The 19,104-nt window shown below is 68.0% G+C and carries 15 protein-coding genes and 2 rRNA genes (1 of these 17 cut by a window edge); 10 read left to right on the top strand and 7 right to left on the bottom strand.

What is annotated here, in order from left to right; genetic code table 11:
• The 3 genes from ACWPN7_RS10820 to ACWPN7_RS10810 all read left to right on the top strand — a co-directional run.
• Positions 1 to 1,549 (top strand): 23S ribosomal RNA (locus tag ACWPN7_RS10820); it begins 1,200 nt to the left of the window's first position.
• A 133-nt stretch (positions 1,550 to 1,682) separates the two neighbouring features.
• A 5S ribosomal RNA gene (rrf, locus tag ACWPN7_RS10815) occupies positions 1,683 to 1,798 on the top strand.
• A 283-nt stretch (positions 1,799 to 2,081) separates the two neighbouring features.
• Complete coding sequence (locus ACWPN7_RS10810) at positions 2,082 to 3,248, top strand: PQQ-dependent sugar dehydrogenase (RefSeq protein ID WP_459197349.1); 1,167 nt, start codon at positions 2,082 to 2,084, stop codon at positions 3,246 to 3,248.
• An 8-nt stretch (positions 3,249 to 3,256) separates the two neighbouring features.
• Here ACWPN7_RS10810 and ACWPN7_RS10805 read toward each other — a convergent pair whose 3' ends face one another.
• A complete protein-coding gene (locus tag ACWPN7_RS10805) occupies positions 3,257 to 3,484 on the bottom strand; it encodes a hypothetical protein (protein ID WP_459197348.1) in 228 nt (75 codons plus the stop codon).
• A gap of 149 nt (positions 3,485 to 3,633) precedes the next feature.
• Here ACWPN7_RS10805 and ACWPN7_RS10800 point away from each other — a divergent pair, with 149 nt between their 5' ends.
• Positions 3,634 to 4,473 (top strand): TrmH family RNA methyltransferase, encoded by an 840-nt coding sequence (locus ACWPN7_RS10800; protein ID WP_459197347.1) that lies wholly within the window; start codon positions 3,634 to 3,636, stop codon positions 4,471 to 4,473.
• Here ACWPN7_RS10800 and ACWPN7_RS10795 read toward each other — a convergent pair.
• Positions 4,459 to 5,394 (bottom strand): LysR substrate-binding domain-containing protein, encoded by a 936-nt coding sequence (locus ACWPN7_RS10795; protein ID WP_459197346.1) that lies wholly within the window; start codon positions 5,392 to 5,394, stop codon positions 4,459 to 4,461. The two genes, ACWPN7_RS10800 and ACWPN7_RS10795, sit on opposite strands and share 15 nt — an antisense overlap.
• Positions 5,395 to 5,509: 115 nt before the next feature.
• On the opposite strand from ACWPN7_RS10795, the gene ACWPN7_RS10790 reads away from it, so the two are divergent.
• On the top strand, positions 5,510 to 6,994 hold the full coding sequence (locus ACWPN7_RS10790; protein WP_459197345.1) for a catalase: 1,485 nt from the start codon (positions 5,510 to 5,512) through the stop codon (positions 6,992 to 6,994).
• Between the two features lie 71 nt (positions 6,995 to 7,065).
• Here the strand turns inward: ACWPN7_RS10790 and ACWPN7_RS10785 are convergent, their stop codons facing one another.
• A complete protein-coding gene (locus tag ACWPN7_RS10785) occupies positions 7,066 to 7,479 on the bottom strand; it encodes a winged helix-turn-helix transcriptional regulator (protein ID WP_040138189.1) in 414 nt (137 codons plus the stop codon).
• 116 nt (positions 7,480 to 7,595) lie between these two features.
• On the opposite strand from ACWPN7_RS10785, the gene ACWPN7_RS10780 reads away from it, so the two are divergent.
• Entirely contained in the window at positions 7,596 to 8,444 is an 849-nt protein-coding gene (locus ACWPN7_RS10780; protein WP_459197344.1) for an SDR family oxidoreductase, read from the top strand.
• An 82-nt stretch (positions 8,445 to 8,526) separates the two neighbouring features.
• Here ACWPN7_RS10780 and ACWPN7_RS10775 read toward each other — a convergent pair whose 3' ends face one another.
• Genes ACWPN7_RS10775 through ACWPN7_RS10765 form a run of 3 tightly spaced genes read right to left on the bottom strand, consistent with a single transcriptional unit; the run spans position 8,527 to position 13,517 of the window.
• Positions 8,527 to 11,604, bottom strand: a complete 3,078-nt coding sequence (locus ACWPN7_RS10775; protein WP_040138187.1) for a MexW/MexI family multidrug efflux RND transporter permease subunit — start codon at positions 11,602 to 11,604, stop codon at positions 8,527 to 8,529.
• Between the two features lie 10 nt (positions 11,605 to 11,614).
• On the bottom strand, positions 11,615 to 12,811 hold the full coding sequence (locus ACWPN7_RS10770; RefSeq protein ID WP_014199961.1) for an efflux RND transporter periplasmic adaptor subunit: 1,197 nt from the start codon (positions 12,809 to 12,811) through the stop codon (positions 11,615 to 11,617).
• The gene (locus tag ACWPN7_RS10765) at positions 12,801 to 13,517 is read right to left on the bottom strand and encodes a TetR/AcrR family transcriptional regulator (RefSeq protein WP_145687442.1); all 717 of its coding nucleotides are present in this window, start codon (positions 13,515 to 13,517) and stop codon (positions 12,801 to 12,803) included. Before ACWPN7_RS10765 ends, ACWPN7_RS10770 begins: the two co-directional genes overlap by 11 nt.
• A 146-nt stretch (positions 13,518 to 13,663) precedes the next feature.
• Here ACWPN7_RS10765 and ACWPN7_RS10760 point away from each other — a divergent pair, with 146 nt between their 5' ends.
• From ACWPN7_RS10760 to ACWPN7_RS10745, 4 genes are all read left to right on the top strand, one after another.
• A complete protein-coding gene (locus ACWPN7_RS10760) occupies positions 13,664 to 14,110 on the top strand; it encodes a hypothetical protein (protein ID WP_407823952.1) in 447 nt (148 codons plus the stop codon).
• 74 nt (positions 14,111 to 14,184) lie between these two features.
• Positions 14,185 to 15,723 carry a multicopper oxidase family protein gene (locus ACWPN7_RS10755; RefSeq protein ID WP_459197343.1) on the top strand — a complete coding sequence of 513 codons (1,539 nt, stop codon included), beginning with the start codon at positions 14,185 to 14,187 and terminating at the stop codon, positions 15,721 to 15,723.
• 224 nt (positions 15,724 to 15,947) lie between these two features.
• Positions 15,948 to 16,985, top strand: a complete 1,038-nt coding sequence (locus ACWPN7_RS10750) for a polysaccharide pyruvyl transferase family protein (RefSeq protein ID WP_081863465.1) — start codon at positions 15,948 to 15,950, stop codon at positions 16,983 to 16,985.
• A gap of 73 nt (positions 16,986 to 17,058) precedes the next feature.
• Entirely contained in the window at positions 17,059 to 18,318 is a 1,260-nt protein-coding gene (locus ACWPN7_RS10745) for a hypothetical protein (protein ID WP_459197342.1), read from the top strand.
• On the opposite strand, the gene ACWPN7_RS10740 is transcribed toward ACWPN7_RS10745, so the two are convergent.
• Positions 18,281 to 19,102 (bottom strand): ABC transporter permease, encoded by an 822-nt coding sequence (locus tag ACWPN7_RS10740; protein WP_349620751.1) that lies wholly within the window; start codon positions 19,100 to 19,102, stop codon positions 18,281 to 18,283. The two genes, ACWPN7_RS10745 and ACWPN7_RS10740, sit on opposite strands and share 38 nt — an antisense overlap.
• Between the last annotated feature and the right edge of the window lie 2 nt (positions 19,103 to 19,104).

Genomic DNA, 19,104 nt, shown 5'->3' with positions numbered 1-19,104 from the left:
AAGGGTCCCCGCGAGGGTGCCTGGAGGTATCGGAAGTGAGAATGCTGACATGAGTAGCGACAAACAGTGTGAGAAACACTGTCGCCGAAAGTCCAAGGGTTCCTGCGCAAGGTTAATCCACGCAGGGTGAGCCGGCCCCTAAGGCGAGGCCGAAAGGCGTAGTCGATGGGAACCACGTTAATATTCGTGGGCCAGCGGGTGTGTGACGAATGGGAAAGCGTGTCGGGCCTTATCGGATTGGCCCGGCTGGGGACCCGTTCCAGGAAACAGCCCCCGCATCAGACCGTACCCCAAACCGACACAGGTGGACTGGTAGAGTATACCCAGGCGCTTGAGAGAATGGTGTTGAAGGAACTCGGCAAATTGCCCTCGTAACTTCGGAAGAAGAGGGCCCCGTTGTGGCGCAAGCCATGGCGGGGGGCACAGACCAGGGGGTGGCGACTGTTTACTAAAAACACAGGGCTCTGCGAAGCCGTACAAGGCGACGTATAGGGTCTGACGCCTGCCCGGTGCCGGAAGGTTAAGAGGAGGGGTTCACGCTCCGAATTGAAGCCCCGGTAAACGGCGGCCGTAACTATAACGGTCCTAAGGTAGCGAAATTCCTTGTCGGGTAAGTTCCGACCTGCACGAATGGCGTAACGACTTCCCCGCTGTCTCCAACACCAACTCAGCGAAATTGAACTCTCCGTGAAGATGCGGAGTACCCGCGGTCAGACGGAAAGACCCCGTGCACCTTTACTACAGCTTTGCAGTGGTGCTAGGGATCTCATGTGTAGGATAGGTGGGAGGCTAGGAAGCCCGGGCGCCAGCTCGGGTGGAGCCACCCTTGAAATACCACCCTTGAGGTCTCTGGCATCTAACCGCGCTCCGTTCATCCGGAGCCGGGACCCTGCATGGCGGGTAGTTTGACTGGGGCGGTCGCCTCCCAAAGTGTAACGGAGGCGCGCGATGGTGGGCTCAGAGCGGTCGGAAATCGCTCGTCGAGTGCAATGGCATAAGCCCGCCTGACTGCAAGACAGACAAGTCGAGCAGAGACGAAAGTCGGCCATAGTGATCCGGTGGTTCCATGTGGACGGGCCATCGCTCAACGGATAAAAGGTACGCCGGGGATAACAGGCTGATGACTCCCAAGAGTCCATATCGACGGAGTCGTTTGGCACCTCGATGTCGGCTCATCACATCCTGGGGCTGGAGCAGGTCCCAAGGGTTCGGCTGTTCGCCGATTAAAGTGGTACGTGAGCTGGGTTTAGAACGTCGTGAGACAGTTCGGTCCCTATCTGCCGTGGGTGTCGGAGTTTTGCGAGGATCTGTCCCTAGTACGAGAGGACCGGGATGGACATACCTCTGGTGCACCGGTTGTCACGCCAGTGGCATGGCCGGGTAGCTAAGTATGGACGGGATAACCGCTGAAAGCATCTAAGCGGGAAACCCACCTCTAAACCAGAACTCCCTTGAGAGCCGTGACAGACCATCACGTCGATAGGAGGCATGTGGACGGGCGGCAACGCCTGAAGCTGAGCCTTACTAATCGCTCGATCGGCTTGATCCTTTCCAGCAGGCGGCCCGCGCGCAGCGGCAAGCCCTGGGCGCACGAGCCAACACCGCAAGAACAAGAGCAAACGTCCTCGCTCAAACCAAACCTCTGCCGTCCCTGTCCGGATGGTTCGCGTGTGCCTTGGTGACCTGGTGGTCATGGCGGGGCTCCCAACACCCGATCCCATTCCGAACTCGGCCGTGAAACGCCTCAGCGCCGATGGTACTGCGTCTTAAGACGTGGGAGAGTAGGTCGCCGCCAGGTCACCACGGCACACGCCAAACCAACACGGACGTGGACGCAGCAAGGCTTCAGACACACTTGACAATCGGCTTCATGAACGGCAAGGCCGGCGCTTTCCCACGTGGGAAGCGCCGGCTTTTCGTTGTGCCTGTTGTGCGAGAGGTATCGCTGTGGGCCCCCTCCCTAACCCTCCCCCGCTCCGCGGGGGAGGGGATCAAAGAGGGAAACTAGGGGCCGGGCGTCTTGTTCGTGGCCGTGGCGCCCCCACCTACCCATCGACAGCGACGATGCGGGAGGACGAGGAATGCGCATGGGCCGAACCGCCGCCCTGATGACCGCCACCACCCTTGCGGCTTGCCTGAGCGTCACCGACGCGAGCGCCGTGGACAAGGTGTTCAAAACCGAGAAGGCGATGGTGTCGGTGAAGACCGTCGCCAGCGGCCTCAGCCATCCCTGGGGGCTGGCCTTTCTGCCCGACGGGCGGATGCTGGTGACCGAGAAGGACGGCCGGTTGCGCATCGTGGCGCCGGACGGCACGGTCTCCGCCCCGGTGAAGGGCGTGCCGAAGGTCGACGACCGCGGGCAGGGTGGCCTCCTCGACGTGGCGCTGGACCCGGACTTCGCGCAGAACCGCTTCGTCTATCTCAGCTTTTCCGAGCCCGGGACGGAGAACGGCACCAACTCCACCGCCGTGGCGCGCGGCGCGCTGAGCGCCGACGAGACCGCCCTGACCGACGTCCGGGTGATCTTCTCGCAGAAGCCCAAGGTGGAAAGCCGGATGCATTACGGGTCCCGGCTGGTCTTCGACCGTCAGGGCCACCTGTACGTGACCCTGGGCGAACGCTCGCTGGAGCAGTTCCGGACGCAGGCGCAGGACCTCGACTCGCATCTGGGCAAGGTGGTGCGGATCAACCGCGACGGTTCGGTGCCCGCCGACAACCCTTTCGTGAACCAGTCCGGCGCGCTGCCGGAAATCTGGTCCTACGGTCACCGCAACATCCAGGGCGCCGCCCTGAATCCACAGACCGGCGCGCTGTGGATCAACGAGCACGGCCCGCGCGGCGGCGACGAGGTCAATGTCCCCGAACCGGGGAAGAATTACGGCTGGCCGGTGGTGTCCTACGGCGTGAACTACAACGGGACGCCGATCGGGACGGGCAAGTCGAGCGCGCCCGGCATGGAAGAGCCGGTGTACCAGTGGACTCCGGTGATCGGCTCCTCCGGCATGACCTTCTACACGGCGGACACGCTGCCCGGCTGGAAGGGCAGCCTGTTCAACGGCGGGCTGGCGACCAAGGAGGTCGTGCGGCTCGAACTCGACGGCAAGAAGGTCAAGCACGAGGAGCGCATGTTCCGCGATCTCGGCAAGCGCATCCGGCAGGTCAGCCAAGGTCCCGACGGTGCGCTCTATCTGCTGACCGACGAGAACAGCGGCGAGATCCTGCGGGTGACTCCGGCGGGCAAATCGTAAGCTCCGGTTCAGCGGCCTCGGCTGCGCTTGGATGGCTTCGTCAGACGCTCCGCGGCCATCAGGTCGCTGCGGCTGACGCCGATGTCCCTCAGCAATCGGTCGTCAAGGCGGTCGGGGGCGACGGCGGTTCGCCGGGACCGGCGCTCCATCAGTTTGCGGCAGGCATCCAGCAAGGTGGCGGTGAGTGACTTCGGCAGGGTTGCGCCGAAGGCGCGGACGGCGGGCAGGGTCGGCATGGGCGATTCCTCCGTTCGGGCGGGGACTGCCGCCCCGCGTTGCCGGTCCTGTCTAGCGGGCTTCGGCCGGTGGCGAAGTGGCCCCCTTCACATCGGCCCCGCGCTTTCCGGACTTCCGATGGGACGGCAGGGGCGCTACACAGGCGCCCATGCCAGCCATCATTCCCCCCTCCATCATCCCCATCGACGACCCGGACGACCCGCGGATCGCCGCTTACCGCGACGTGAAGGAGCGCGACCTCGTGGGGCGGGAGGGGCGCTTCATCGCCGAGGGGGCGGTGGTGCTGCGGACGTTGCTGACCGCCTCGCGCCATGAAACCCTGTCGCTGCTGATCGCCGACAAGCGGATCGCCGGGCTGGCACCGATGCTGGAGGCGTTGCCCGCCGCGGTGCCGGTCTACAGCGCCCGGCAGGAGGTGCTGGACGCCATCGCCGGCTTCCCTCTGCACCGCGGCATCCTGGGCCTGGGGCGGGCGGCGGCGATGCCCGAGCCGGACGCGCTTCTGGCCGCGCTGGGACCGCGGGCGACCGTGCTGGTGCTGTGCGGGATCGGCAACCATGACAATGTGGGCGGCATCTTCCGCAACGCGGCGGCCTTCGGGGTGGACGCGGTGCTGCTCGATTCCGGCTGCTGCGACCCGCTCTACCGCAAGGCGATCCGCGTGTCGGTCGGGGCGGCGCTGCGGGTGCCCTTTGTGCGGATTCCGGCGGGAACCGACCCGGTCGCGCTGTTGGAGCGGCACGGCTTTGCCGTCCTCTCGCTGAGCCCGGCGGGAGCGGTGACTCTGGCGGGGCTGCGCCGTCCGCAGCGCGCGGCGCTGCTTCTGGGGTCGGAAGGGCCGGGCCTGCCGGCGTCCGTCCTGGCGCGGACGCGGACGGTGCGCATTCCCATGGCACCGGACTTCGATTCCCTGAACGTTGCCACGACCAGCGGGATCGTCCTGCACCATCTCGCCTTCATGGCGGAGCCGGAGTCAGGCCTCGGCTGAGTCTTCGATCCGGCGCAGGCCGGGCGGGGTGGCGTCGCGCAGGCTCCGGGCGAGCGCGCGGAAGCCGGCGGCGCGTGGGTCGCTGGCCCGCCAGACCAGACCGATGACGCGGCCGGGTGGATCGCCCTGGAAGGCGCGGTAGGCGACCAAGCCACCCACCGTCGCCGCCTCCCCGTCGCCGGTGGCAAGACGCGGCATCAGCGTGTAGCCGGTGCCGCTGGCGACCATGTGGCGCAGCGTTTCCAGCCCGGTGGCGTGGCGCATGCCGCGGGTGATGGCGCCGCAGGCGGCCAGCGCCTGATCGCGCAGGCAGTGCCCCTCCTCCAGCAGCACCAGCTCGCCGGGGTCGAGGTCGGCCAGGGCGATGGAGGGCAGGCTTTCCAGCCGGTGGCCGGTGGGGTGGGCCAGCACGAAGGGTTCGAAGAACAGGGCGTCGCAGGTCAGCCCCTCCGCCTCGACGGGCAGGGCGAGCAGGACGGCGTCCAGCCGCCCTTCCCGCAATTCCTCCAGCAGGCCGTCGGTGCGGCCTTCGGACAGCACGAGCTGGACGTCGGGCAGGTGCCGGCGCATCGCGGGCAGGACGTGGGGGAACAGGTACGGTCCCAGCGTCTGGATCGCCGCGATGGCGAGCGGACCGTGCAGGGCCCCCGCCGTCCCGCGGGCCAGCGCCAGCAGGCGGCGCGCCTCCTCCAGAACGACGCGGGCCTGACGGATCACCACCTCGCCCTGGGGGGTGGGCAGCACACGGCGGCTCGTCCGCTCGAACAGGGGGATGCCGAGAAGGTCTTCAAGCTTGCGGATCTGCGCGCTCAGCGACGGCTGGCTGACCGAGCAGCGCTCCGCCGCCTTGCCGAAATGCCGCTGCTCGGCCACCGCCACCACATATTCCAGATCGCGAAGGGACAGACCGGCGAGATTCATAGGTTCAGGCTATCGGAGCATTTGAAACGATGTCTTGGATATATCAACGACACGGCGGGATAACCAGGGGGCAAAGCGGACGCGGCAACTGATAAGAAACGCAAGGAGTTGAGCCATGAGCACCCTGACCACCGCTGGCCTGACAACGGGAGCGGGCATCCCCGTCGCCGACAACCAGAATTCTCTGACCGCCGGCCCGCGTGGTCCGGTGCTGATGCAGGACTTCCACCTGATCGAGAAGCTGGCCCACTTCAACCGCGAACGCATCCCGGAACGGGTGGTCCACGCCAAGGGGGCCGGCGCCTACGGCGTCTTCCGGGTGACGAAGGACGTGACGCCCTACACCGCGGCACGGTTCCTGTCGGACGTCGGCAAGGAGACGGAGGTGTTCCTGCGCTTCTCCACTGTCGGCGGCGAGAAGGGCTCCGCCGACGCCGAGCGCGATCCGCGCGGCTTCGCCGTCAAGTTCTACACCGAGGACGGCAATTACGATCTGGTCGGCAACAACACGCCGGTCTTCTTCGTCCGCGACCCGCTGAAATTCCCGGACTTCATCCACACGCAGAAGCGCAACCCGGCGACCAACCTGAAGGACCCGACCGCGGTCTGGGACTTCTTCTCGCTGTCGCCGGAGACGATGCACCAGCTGACGATCCTGTTCAGCGACCGCGGCACGCCGCGCGGCTACCGCCACATGGACGGCTTCTCCAGCCACACCTTCTCGTGGATCAACGCGGCCGGCGAGCGCTTCTGGGTCAAGTACCACTTCAAGACGCGTCAGGGCATCCAGAACTTCACGGCAGAGCAGGCCGTGCGCATGGCCGGCGTCGATCCCGACCACGCCACCCGCGACCTGTTCGCCGCCATCCGCGACGGGGATTTCCCGGCCTGGACCGTGTCGGTGCAGATCATGCCGGAGGTCGAGGCCGACTCCTACCGCATCAACCCGTTCGACGTGACCAAGGTGTGGCCGCACGCCGATTACCCGCTGGTCGAGATCGGCGAGCTGGTGCTGAACCGCAACCCGGAGAACTTTTTCGCAGAGGTCGAGCAGGCCGCGTTCAGCCCGGCCAATGTGGTGCCCGGCATTTCCTTCAGCCCGGACAAGATGCTGCAAGGGCGCCTGTTCGCCTACGCCGACGCGCACCGCTACCGGCTGGGCGCCAACCATCAGGCGCTGCCGGTCAACCGCCCGCACGCCGCGGAGGTCCGCAACCACCAGCGGGACGGCGCCATGCGCTTCGACGGCAATGGCGGCGGCAGCCCGAACTACGAACCGAACAGCTTCGGCGGGCCGGTGCAGAACCGCGCGGTGGCCGAACCGCCGCTGCGCATCGCCGGCGACGCCGCCCGCTACGACCACCGCGCGGGCAACGATGACTACTCCCAGGCCGGCGCGCTGTTCCGCCTGATCGGGGCGGAGGCGCAGGGGCGGCTGATGGACACCATCGCCAACTCGCTGGGGGAGGCGCCGGGCTTCATCCAGCGGCGGCAGTTGGCGCACTTCTTCGCGGCGGACCCCGCCTATGGCGCGGGCATCGCGAAGAGGCTGGGGCTGACGGCGGCCGCGGCGACCGAAGAGGCGGCCGTGGCCGGCTGAGCCCAACGCCTGAACACACGGCACCGCCGGACGCACCCCCCTCGCGTCCGGCGGCTTTTTTGTAGGACGGGTCAGTCAGCGGCGGCGTCCTGCCGGTTCGCCCAGCCCTCGGCAATCCGCGGCAGGTTGAATTCGATCCAGTCGGCGAGGAGGCGCACCTTCTCGGCGGCCTCCCGCCCCAACGGCGTCAGGCTGTAGTCGACATGGGGCGGCACCACGTCGTGGGCGGTGCGCTTGACCAGCCCGTCGCCCTCCAGCCATTGCAGCGTCTGGGCCAGCATCCGCTCGCTGACCCCGCCGATGGTGCGGCGGAGTTCGCTGAAGCGCAACGTTCCGCTTTCCAGGGCGATCAGGACCAGGACGCCCCAGCGGCTGGTGACGTGCTTCAGCACCTCCCGCGAGGGGCAGGCCGCGGCCATCAGGTCGCCGCGCTGCATCCGCTCCGACAGCGGCAGCGGAATGTAATCATCGTCCGGTTCCGGCATCGCCGTTCTCCCGCTGGAAAAAATCTTCACACTTACATTTATGTACGTACTTACGAAAAGTAAGCAAGTGGCTTAGGTAGGTGGTCACCACCCAACCGCAAACGGGACACCCGACCATGACCATCGCCGTCACCGGTGCCACCGGCCAGCTTGGCCGCCTCGTCATCGCCCGCCTGAAGGAGACGGTTCCCGCCTCCGGCATCGTCGCCTTGGTGCGTTCCCCCGCCAAGGCCGCCGACCTGGGGGTCGATGCCCGCGAGGCCGATTACGGCAACCCCGAGACGCTCGCCCGCGCGCTGGTCGGCGTCGACACGCTGCTGCTGATCTCGTCGAACGAGATCGGGCAGCGGGCGGCGCAGCACCGCAACGTCGTCAACGCCGCGAAGGCGGCGGGCGTCGACCGGATCGTCTACACCAGCCTGCTCCACGCCGACCGCTCGCCACTGAGCCTCGCCGAGGAACATCGGGCGACCGAGGCGGACATCACGGCGTCGGGCATCCCCTTCACGATCCTGCGCAACGGCTGGTACACGGAGAACCACACCGGTTCGGTCGGCGCGGCGCTGGCCGGTGGCGCCTTCATCGGCAGCGCCGGCGACGGGCGGATTTCCTCGGCCACGCGCGCCGACTACGCCGACGCGGCGGTGGCGGTGCTGACCGGCACCGGCCATGAGGGCAAGACCTACGAGCTGGCTGGCGACGAGGCGGTGATGCTGGCCGATCTGGCCGCCGAAATCTCCCGCCAGTCCGGCAAGGACATCCCCTACCGGAACCTGCCGGAGGCGGACTACGCCGCCATCCTCGCCGGGTTCGGCCTTCCGGAAGCTTTTGCGAAGGGCATCGCCTCCTGGGACGCCGATGCGTCGAAGGGCGCGCTGTTCGACGACGGGCGCCAGTTGTCGGCGCTGATCGGGCGCCCGACCACGCCGCTCTCCGCCGCGGTCGCCGCGGCTCTGCCCCGATAAAGGCAGGCCGGCAAAGAAAAGACCCCCTCGCCCGAGCAAGGCGAGGGGGTCTTTTTTTGGACAGGCTACGGTCTGACGATGCTTACTGCGAGGCCGCCGCGATCTCCCGCGCGCGGCGGGAGACCGACGCCGCGTAGTGGTCCTTGGCCAGCACGGTGTAGACCGCCGGCAGGACGAACAGCGTGAACAGCGTGCCGATCAGCATGCCCGACACGATCACCAGACCGATGGAGAAGCGGCTGGCCGCACCGGCGCCGGCGGCGGTCAGCAGGGGCAGGAGGCCCACCACCATCGCCGCCGTGGTCATCAGGATCGGGCGCAGGCGGACGCGGGCCGCGTGCTCGATGGCGGTGCGGCGGTCCACCCGCTCGTTGATCTGCATCTCGCGGGCGAACTCCACCATCAGGATGCCGTGCTTGCTGATCAGGCCGATCAGCGTCACCAGACCCACCTGGGTGTAGATGTTCATGGTGGACAGGCCGAAGAACAACGGCAGCAGCGCCCCGCAGATCGACATCGGCACCGAGATCAGGATCACCAGCGGGTCACGCAGCGATTCGAACTGCGCGGCCAGCACCAGATAAATGACCACCAGCGCGAAGGCGAAGGTGACCATGAGCTGGCTGCCCTCGGTCACGTACTGGCGCGATTCCGACAGGTAGGAGTGGCCGAAGCCGGCGGGCAGAACCTCGCGGGCCTGCCGCTCCAGGAACTCCACGGCCTGACCCATCGTCACGCCCGGCATCGGCACCGCGGAGAAGGTCGCGGAGGGAAGCTGGTTGTACTTGGTCAGGGCGTTCGGCTCCGTCGCCATCTCGATCGAGACGACGGTGGACAGCGGGATCTGCGCGCCATTGCCCGCCGTGACGTAGTAGCGGGTCAGCGTCTCCGGCGTCAGGCGCTTGTCGCGTGGCACCTGCGGGATGACCTCGTAGGAGCGGCCGTTCAGGTTGAAGCGGTTGACGTAGTTGCCGCCGATCAGGACCGCCAGCGTGTCGCCGATCGACTGCATCGACAGGCCGAGGTCCGCCGCCTTCGACCGGTCGACATGCAGCCGGACGACCGGGCTGTTGAACTGCAGGTCGCTGTCGGTGACGATGAACATGCCGCTTTCCATGGCGGCGGTCTTGATGCGCTCCATGGCGTTGAAGATGGTCTGATAGTCGCCGGGGCTGTTGATGACCATCTGCACCGGCAGGCCGCCGGTGGAGCCGGGCAGGGCCGGCGGCGACACCAGGAACACCTGCGTGCCGGCCACCTTGCCGAGATCGGCCTGGACCAGCGGCTGAAGCTCCTTGGCGCTGCGGGTGCGCTCGTCCCACGGCTTCAGGATCATGCCGGCGAAGCCCTGGGTCAGGGTCGGCAGGCCGTTCAGCACGAAGCGGGTGTCGGTTTCCGGATAGTGGGTGAACACCTCGTCCATCTCGCGCCCGTAGGCGTCCATGTAGTCGAGGTTGGCGTACTGCGGCCCCTTGGTGATGCCGAACAGGATGCCCTGGTCCTCCTCCGGCGCCAGCTCCGACATGGTGTTGGCGAAGAGGAAGCCGACGCTCAGCAGAACGCCGAAGCCGAACAGCAGGGTCGCCGCCCGGTAGTCCAGCGCGCCGCCCAGACGCCGCCCGTACCAGCCGGACAGCTTGTCGAAGGTCCGGTCGACGAAGCGGGCGAAGCGGCCCTCGTTCATGTCGCGGGTCAGCAGGAGCGAACACATCATCGGCGACAGCGTCAGCGCCACCACGCCGGAGATGATGACCGCTCCCGCCAGCGTGAAGGCGAACTCACGGAACAGCGCGCCGGTCAGCCCGCCGAGGAAGCCGATGGGGGCGTACACGGCGGCCAGCGTGATGGTCATCGAGATGATCGGCCCGATGATCTCCCGTGCGCCGATCAGCGCGGATTCGACGGGCGACTTTCCCTCCTCCAGGTGGCGGTGGACGTTCTCCACCACCACGATGGCGTCGTCCACCACGAGGCCGATGGCCAGCACCATGGCGAGCAGCGTCAGCAGGTTCAGGCTGAAGCCCATCGCCAACATGATCGTCGCCGCACCCACGATGGACAGCGGGATGGTCACGATCGGGATCAGCACCGAGCGGAAGGAGCCCAGGAACAGGAAGATCACCACGATGACGATGCCGACCGCCTCCAGCAGCGTCTTCTGCACCTCGTCGATGGAGGCCTGGATGAAGCGGGTGGAGTCGTAGACGATCTCCATCTTCAGCGACGGCGGCAGGTTGCGCTCAAGCTCCGGCACCAGCTTGCGGATGTCCTCCACGATGGTCAGCGGGTTGCCGGTCGGCGTGGAGTTGATGCCGATGAAGATCGCCTGCTGGCCGTTCATCGACACGCTGGCGTTGGAGCTTTGCGCGCCCAGCTCGATCTCGGCGATGTCCTTCATGCGGACCAGCGCGCCGTCCTTGGACTTCACGACCATCTGCCGGAACTGCTCGACGTCGGTCAGGCCGGTGTTGGTGGTGATGTTGGAGACGACGAAGACACCCTTCGCCTGTCCGGGGGCGGACTGGTAGTTGTTGGCCTGGATCGCCGCCCGCACGTCGGCGGCGGCGATGTTGCGCGCGGCCATCCGGTCGGGGTCGAGCCAGACGCGCATGGCGAAGGTCTGGCCGCCCAGGATCTGCGCCTCGGCGACGCCGGACACGGTGGACAGCAGCGGCTGCACCACGCGCGTCAGATAGTCGGAGATGGCCGCCCCGGACAGCTCCGGGCTGGCGAAGCCCATGTAGAGGATGGAGGTCGTCTCGCCCGTGGACTTCAGGATCACGGGGTCGTTGGCCTCGCGCGGAAGCTGGTATTTGACCTGCTGCACCTTCGACATCACGTCGGTCATCGCGACGTTGGGGTTGAAGTTCAGCCGGATGTAGGCGGTGACGAGGCTCACCCCCTGGGTGGAGGAGGAGGTGATGTAGTCGATGCCTTCCGCCGTCGCCACCGCCTGCTCGATGGGCGTCGTGATGAAGCCCTGCATCAGGTCGGGAGAGGCGCCGGGGTAGGAGGTGGTGATGGTGATGACGGTGTTCTGCAGCTCCGGATACTGCCGGATTGGCAGATCCGTCAGCGACCGGACGCCAACCAGCAGGATCAGCAGGCTGACCACCAGAGCCAGGACCGGCCGTCGGATGAAGATGTCGGTGAATGACATGGCCGGGTCCTCAGTTGCGCGGAACGGTCTGCGGCGGCACCAGCGCGCTCGCTTCCGTCGGCACCACGGCGGCGCCGTTGTTCAGCTTGAGCTGGCCGGAGGACACCACCCGGTCGCCGGGCTTCACCCCGTCGAGGATTTCCACCTTGCCGTCGAAGCGGTCGCCGGTCTTCACCGGGACGCGGTTGGCGACATGGCCGTCCTTGCCCTCGCCGTCCTTCTGGGCCGCGACGACGAAGACGCTGTCGCCGTAGACCGTGTAGTCCACCGCGGTTTCCGGAATGACGATGCGGTTCGCGGCCGGCGGCTGGACGACGCGGATGTTGGCGAACATGCCGGGCAGCAGCTTGCGCTCCGGATTCTGCAGCGTCGCGCGCACCTTGATGGCGCGGGTGTCCGGGCTGACCTGCGGCTCGATGGTCGAGATCACCGCGTCGAAGGTGGCGCCGGGGGCGGCGTCGGCGGAGATCAGCACCGGCTGGCGGATGCGGATCTGGCTCAGCGCCTGCTCGGGCAGGGTGAAGTCGACGAACAGGTTGGACAGGTCGGTCAGCGTGACGACGGGGCCGCCGGCGCTGACATACTCGCCGACATTCACCTGCCGGATGCCCAGCTCGCCGTCGAAGGGCGCGCGGATCAGCTTCTGGGCGATCAGTGCCTCGGTCTTCTTGATGTTGGCGTTGGCCTCGTCGAGCTGGGCCTGGTTCTGGTCCACGGTGACCTGCGGGCCGGCCTGGTTGCGCAGCAGGTTGCGGGCGCGCTGCAGGTTGTTCTCAGCCAGCTTCGCCTGGGCGCGGAAGGCCAGCAGGTCGGCCTGCTCGGTGGCGTCGTTGAGCTGCACCAGCGGCTCGCCGGCCTTCACGCGGGCGCCCGATTCGAAGAAGATCTGGGTCACGCGCCCGACCACCTCCGGCGCCACGGTGACCTGCCGGCTGGCGGTCAGGGTGCCGATGGCGGTGGTGTATTTGGGAACGGACTGCGCCGTCGCCTCGGCGACCGAGACGGGGGTCGGCGGCGGCTTGTTGCCGGCGAAGAAGTCGGCAATGGCCTTGTTCCGGAAATTGTTGAAGGCGTACAGGCCGCCGAACAGCACGCCCAGTATGACGGCCATGATGATGATGCGGAACGCCAGCCGCCCGCGGGTGACCGGACGGCGTGCGGTGGTCCGCTCTGGCGCGTGAGCGGAATGGTGGATGTCACTCGTCACGATCAGCCTCTCTCGAACAGGTCGGTTCTGGTTCTGTTGATTGGGTGCAATGCAATAAAGGCGTGTAAAGGGCGACCGCCTCCTCCCGCAGGCCGAGGCCGCGCAGGATGAAGGCGACCGCGTCGCGGATGGTGCGCCGCGGCTCGGCCAGGGACGGGACGAGCGGTGTCGGCGGCAGGTGAATGGTCGCCAGGGTCGAGCCCAGCATCTCGGCCAGCCAGAAGGCGTTTTCCGTCACCGGGGCCGAGGGGATGAGGTCGCCCGAGTCGCGTGCGGCCTGCAGCGAGGCCACGAAGGGCGGCGCGATGTGCTCCGACATCCAGCGGCGCACCATGTGGGCGAATTCCCCGTCCTCCAGCAGGCTCATGAAGTAGAGCCGGTAGCGGGGGAGCATGGTGTCGCGGTCGCTCGGCAGTTCGCTGACGTAGCAGCTCACCATCGCCTGGACGTAGGCGGCGAGCGTCTCCGTGCTCGGCGGCATCGCCAGCAGCTTCGCCAGATCCTCGTCCCCGTCCACGCAGGAGCGGAAGATCGCCTCGTAGAGAGCGGCCTTGCTGGGGAAATGCTTGAAGATCAAGGCCTCCGACACGCCGGCAGCCTGCGCGATCTCCTTCGTCGTGGTAGCGGCGAACCCCTTGCGCGCAAACAGTGGAAGGGCCGCGTCGATGATCGCCGCGCGCCGGGCCGAGTTGTCCAGCCGTCCCATGATTAACCTTATAGCATAAGTGAGTACTAACTCACCTTGTTTGGGCTGGAGATACCACGGTGCGTTCGGGCTGTCCAGGGTGGTGATCGGGGCGCGAATTAGCGCTTGACCTTCCCGCCGCTGGAAGGTGGAGACTGTGCGGTGTGATGCCGATGCAGGAACGGGAAACGGCGATGGCGCGGGGTGGATGCCCCCTTGGCGGGACGCCGCCGATCGGGCGGCTGGTGGCGGGGCTGCTGCTGCTGGCCGCGCTGGCGCTGTTCGCGCCGTCCGTCGCGCAGGCGCATGTCCATGCTGGCCCTCATGCTCAAGGCCCCCATGCTCAAAGCCATGCCGCATCCTCGGCTCCAACGCCGGCCGGGAGCGTCTGGGTGGGGGATGCCGACCACGCGCCGCCGGCGGACGACGCCTGCGCGGGCAGGAACGGGCTGTCCTGCGGCGGCACCTGTCCGATGATGCTGTCGGGCATCGCCACCACGGCGGCCTTTCCGACGCCGCCGCTCCGCGCGTCCGCGCCCTTCCGGCCCGCCGGCCTGTTGCCGGAGGGTATCGGCCCGCCGCCGGCCCTCAGGCCACCGCGCTTGGCCGTTTGACCGGACTCCATGCCCGAGGTGCGCCTTTTCCGCGCGCTCCGGGCCGGCATTTCGCAAAAACGGACCATCGCATCATGACGATTCTTCAGACCCGTCGCCATTTCCTGGCGTCCGCGGCTTCCGCCGCCGCGCTGGGCGGCCTGTCCACCCTTCTTCCCGCCCTGATTCCTGGGGCCGTGCGCCCCGCATGGGCCGCGGCCCCCCTCCGCCTCGCCGTCGAGCGGCGCGTGCTGGAGGTGATGGGCAAACCCGCCTCCGTCTTCGGCATCCGCCAACCGGACGGCACCTCCGGCCTGTTCCTCGATCCGGGGCAGCGTTTCCTGGTCGATCTGGCGAACCGGGCCGGGGAGGACGCCGTCATCCACTGGCATGGCATGACCCCGCCCTACGCCCAGGACGGTGTGGCCGACGTGAACCGGCCGCTGATCCGCGATGGCGCTAGCCAAGGCTACGATTTCGAACCGCGGCCCGGCACGCACTGGATGCATTCGCACCATGGCCTTCAGGAACAGCGGCTGATGGCGGCCCCCCTGATCGTCCGCACCACCGAAGACCGGCGCGAGGACGCGCAGGAGGTCACCGTGCTGCTGCACGATTTCACCTTCAAGGACCCCGCCGAGGTGCTCGCCGGGCTGACCGGCGGCACCATGGATCATGGCGGGATGGATCATGGCGGTATGAATCACGGCGGCGGTCATGGCGGCGGTCATGGTGGGGCCATGCCGATGATGAACCATTCCATGGACATGAAGGGGATGGGGGACATGAAGGGCATGGGCGGCATGACCATGGCCGCCATGGACCTGAACGACGTGGAGTACGACGCCTACCTCGCCAACGACCGCACGTTCGACGACCCGGAGGTGGTGCGGGTGGAGCGCGGCGGACGGGTCCGGTTGCGGCTGATCAACGGGGCGACCTCGACGGCCTTCCACATCGAACTCGGTGCCCTCGACGGGACGGTGGTCGCGGCGGATGGCAACCCGGTGCAGCCGGTGACCGGGCGGCGCTTCGGCATGGTCATGGGCCAGCGGCTGGACATCCTCGTCCGGCTTCCCGACGAAGGCGGCGCCTTCCCCGTCCTGGCGCAGCGGGAGGGGGAGCGTCAGCGCACCGGCATCATCCTCGCCACCCCTGGCGCCACGGTGAACAAGGTCGCCGGCCTCGCGGACGGCGCCGCCGGTCCGGTGGACCTGTCGCTGGAGCGGCGGCTGACGGCGCTCGCCCCTCTGGCGCCGCGCCCCACGGATGCGGCCTTCACCATCCGGCTGACCGGCGGCATGGCTCCCTATGTCTGGACCATCGACGACCGTCCCTTCGGCGAGCATCGGCCGCTGACCGTCCTCAAGGGGCAGCGGGTGACCGTCACCATGGTCAACGAAAGCCCGATGGCCCACCCGATGCATCTGCACGGCCAGCATTTCCAGGTGGCGGCGCTCAACGGGACGGCGCTGGCCGGGGCGGTGCGCGACACGGTGCTGGTGCCGATGAACGGTTCCGCCACCATTGCCTTCGACGCCGACAATCCCGGGCGCTGGCCGTTGCACTGTCACAATCTTTTGCACATGGCGACGGGGATGATGACCGAATTGGTGTGCGAACAAACCATATGAACACGAAGATTCCAGCGCGGACCGACCGCGCCGGAACGGGTACCGCAAAAGCCCCGCGCCGGTTCGGACGGATGAAACCGGCAAATCCAGACGCATTCCTTTGGGAGCGAACTTTCACGCATCACTCCCATTCACATTGGACCGGGACGTGTCACTTCTCTTCCATCTCCGGGGGCGGCAACCAATGTTCCGGGACCAATCTTCTGCGGGGGCGGCCATTGGCCATGGATACGTGGTGTTATGACGGCGGTGCCGGGGGGCGCTCAGCCGCAGGGTCTGGTGACGGGTCTGCCGGCGGTGCCGCCGGTGCGGCGGACCTGTGGCTGGACCCGGATCTTGCGGCCCTGGAGGCGCTGTCGCTGCGGGTGCGGGACTTGGTTCTGCCGCATCTGGGCAGCGGACCGGCCGTCTATGCGGACATCCCGGTCCATCTGAACGTCGGGGACCTGCTGATCAACCAGGCGGCGGAAACCCTGTTCACCGATGGCGGTGTGGACATTCGGGAGCGGGTGACGCTGGGCAACGCCCGGCGCCTGCTGCGCCGCCAGCGCGACGGGCAGGCGGCGATCCTGCTGCACGGCGGCGGCAATTTCGGCGACCTCTACCCCCATCACGAGACGTTCCGGCAGAAGGTGCTGGAGAGCTTTCCATCCAGCCGCATCGTGCTGCTGCCGCAGACCGTCTACTACCGCGACCGCGACCGGCTGCGCCACGATATGAAGCGCTGGGCGGCCCACCGCAATCTGGTCTTCATGGCGCGCGACGCGCCGTCGCTCGATCTGGTGCGGCCCTTTCTGGGGGAGCGGGCGATCCAGGTGCCGGACCTCGCCCATTACCTGACGCGCTATCCGACGCGGCTGACGCCGGTGCGTTCGGCCCATGACACGACGTTGCTCGTCATGGCCCGGCGCGACCAGGAATGCGCGGGGCGCCATTGGCTGCGCCAGGACTCGCCGGTCTTCGACTGGGAGGACCTGTGCGGGCCGGAGGATTTCGCCGGCTTCGCGCTGGCCGCCCGGCTGATCCGGCTGGACGACGCGGTGCCGCTGCCCGCCGATCCGCTGCGCGGCTGGTATCCCATCCGCGACCGGCTGGTCCGCAAGGCCGTCGCCCATTTCGGCGCGGCCAACGCCGTGGTCACCAACCGCCTGCACGGGATGCTGCTGGCCCTGATGATGGGGTTGCCGGTGCAGGTGCGCGACAACTCCTACGGCAAGCTGACCAACTACATCGACAGCTGGCTCGCGGATTGGAAACGGTAAGGCTTCTGGGAACGTTTGCCCCCCGCATCCGTCTGTCATCCCGGAACATGGGCTGAAGAGGGTGTCGGCGGGTATGGCGGGCAAGGGGCTGCACATCGGATTCGAGGAGACGGCGAGCGGCGGTCTGGTCCGCCGCACCGTCCTGCTGTCCGAGGACGGCACCCGCCGCCGGCACCGCGTCGTCTACGAGTTCGAGGACCCGGCCGGGACCGCGGCGGACCGGCCGATGGACGGGTCGGTCATGGCCGTCCTGTTCCACGCCATGGAGCGGGACCTTCCCGTCCATGTCCACGGGCCGCTGACCCGCACGGCGCTGCACAACATCGACGCGCTCCAAGGGGTGTGGCGGCGCTGGCGTCCCGACCACTACCGGACGGTGGAGATCATCCCGGAGACGGTGGTCGACCGCAACGCGCCCAAGCCGGGGCGGCGGGCCATCGCCGCCTATTCCAGCGGGCTGGACAGCACCTTCACCATCCTGCGCCACCGGCTTCTCCTGCCGCCGGAGCGGCGCCACACCGTCGGCGCGCTGCTGATGGTGCACGGCTTCGACGTGGAGCTGGACCGGGCCGAGGATTTCGAGCGGCTGGTCGAGCGCACCCGGCCCTTCCGCGATCTGGTCGGGCTGGACCTGCGCGTGGTGCGCACCAACAGCAAGGAGTTGCATCTCCAGAACTGGCAGGATTCCCACGCGGCGGAGCTGGCGGCCTGCCTGCATCTCTATGAGGCGGAGTTCGAGTTCGGGCTGATCGGCAGCACCAAGCCCTACGACGCGCTGGTCATCCCCTACGGCACCACGCCGATCGCCGACCATCTGCTGTCCGGCGACGGCTTCTCCATCGTCCATGACGGGGCCGCCTATTCGCGGACGGAGAAGGCCGCGGCGGTCGCCGCCTATCCGGAGGCGGTGCGCTCCCTGCGCGTTTGCTGGGAGGGTGCGCAGCAGTTCCGGAACTGCGGTGTCTGCGAGAAATGCGTGCGAACCCGGATGAACTTCGCCGCCGCCGGGGTGGCCGCCCCGGACTGCTTCGACGGGCCGCTCGACCCCGCGCGCATCGCCGGCATCCCCGTGCGCAACGAGCCGCAGGCGGCGGAACTCCGCTCGATCCTCGACTACGCCCGCCAGCACGCGGTCGAGGGGGAATGGCTGGAGCGGCTGAAGGAGCGGGTGCACGCCATCCAGCCGGATATTGATCGTCCCGAACCCCGTCCTGTCCGGGCGATGAAGGGCGCCGCCGCGTCGCTGCGGCAGGCGGCGGTGGGGTTGCTCGACGCCATGGAGCTGAAGCAGCCGCTCAAGCGGGTCCGCAACCGGCTGCGGACCCGCGGTTGATCCGGCCCTTTCGCACTCGGTCGTCCCGTCGCGCGCCGAGCAGCCGCATCGCCACCAGCATCAGCAGAGCCGCCGCCAGAAGCAGGATGGCGCAAGCCACGGCGATGCCGGTTTCCCCGGTGGCGATGTTGAGGAAGACGGCCATGGGCAGCGTCTCGGTCTTCAGGCGGGTGGCCCCGGCGACCATCAGCGTGGCGCCGAACTCACCCAGCGCCCGCGCCCAGGCCAGCACGGCGCCCGCCGCGATGCCCCTGGCGGCCAGCGGCAGCTCCACCCGCCAGAACACCGCCCAGGGGGCGGCGCCCAGCGACTGCGCCGCGACGGCGTAGCCTCGGTCGACGGATCGGAAGGCGGCCGTGGCGGTGCGCACCACCACCGCGGTGGACACGAAGGCCAACGCCACCACCACGCCCGCGGGGGAGAACAGCAGCTCCATCCCCAGCGCGGGGACCGGCCCGTTGCGCCCGAGCAGGAACAGCAGCCCCAGCCCGGCGACCAGCGGCGGCATGACCAGCGGCACGTCGAGCAGCGTGTCGAGCAGGACCTTCCCCGGAAAGCGCCGCCGCGCCATCAGGTAAGCCGCCGGCAGGCCGAGGGCCAGCGCGATCCCCAGCGCCGCGACGGAGGTCAGCGCCGACAGCCGCAGCGCGAACAGCGTTTCCGCCGCGCTCAGGGCGGCCCAGAGATCGTCCGGGGGCAGGCGGGCCAGAAGGGCGCCCAGCACGCCCGCGATCGTCAGCGCGACAATGGCGAGCGGCAGGGCCAGCAGGGCGGCGAAGCCCATCC

It is taken from the genome of Azospirillum sp. UENF 312511, from assembly GCF_058780635.1.
This window is presented reverse-complemented; position numbering and strand designations above follow the sequence as displayed.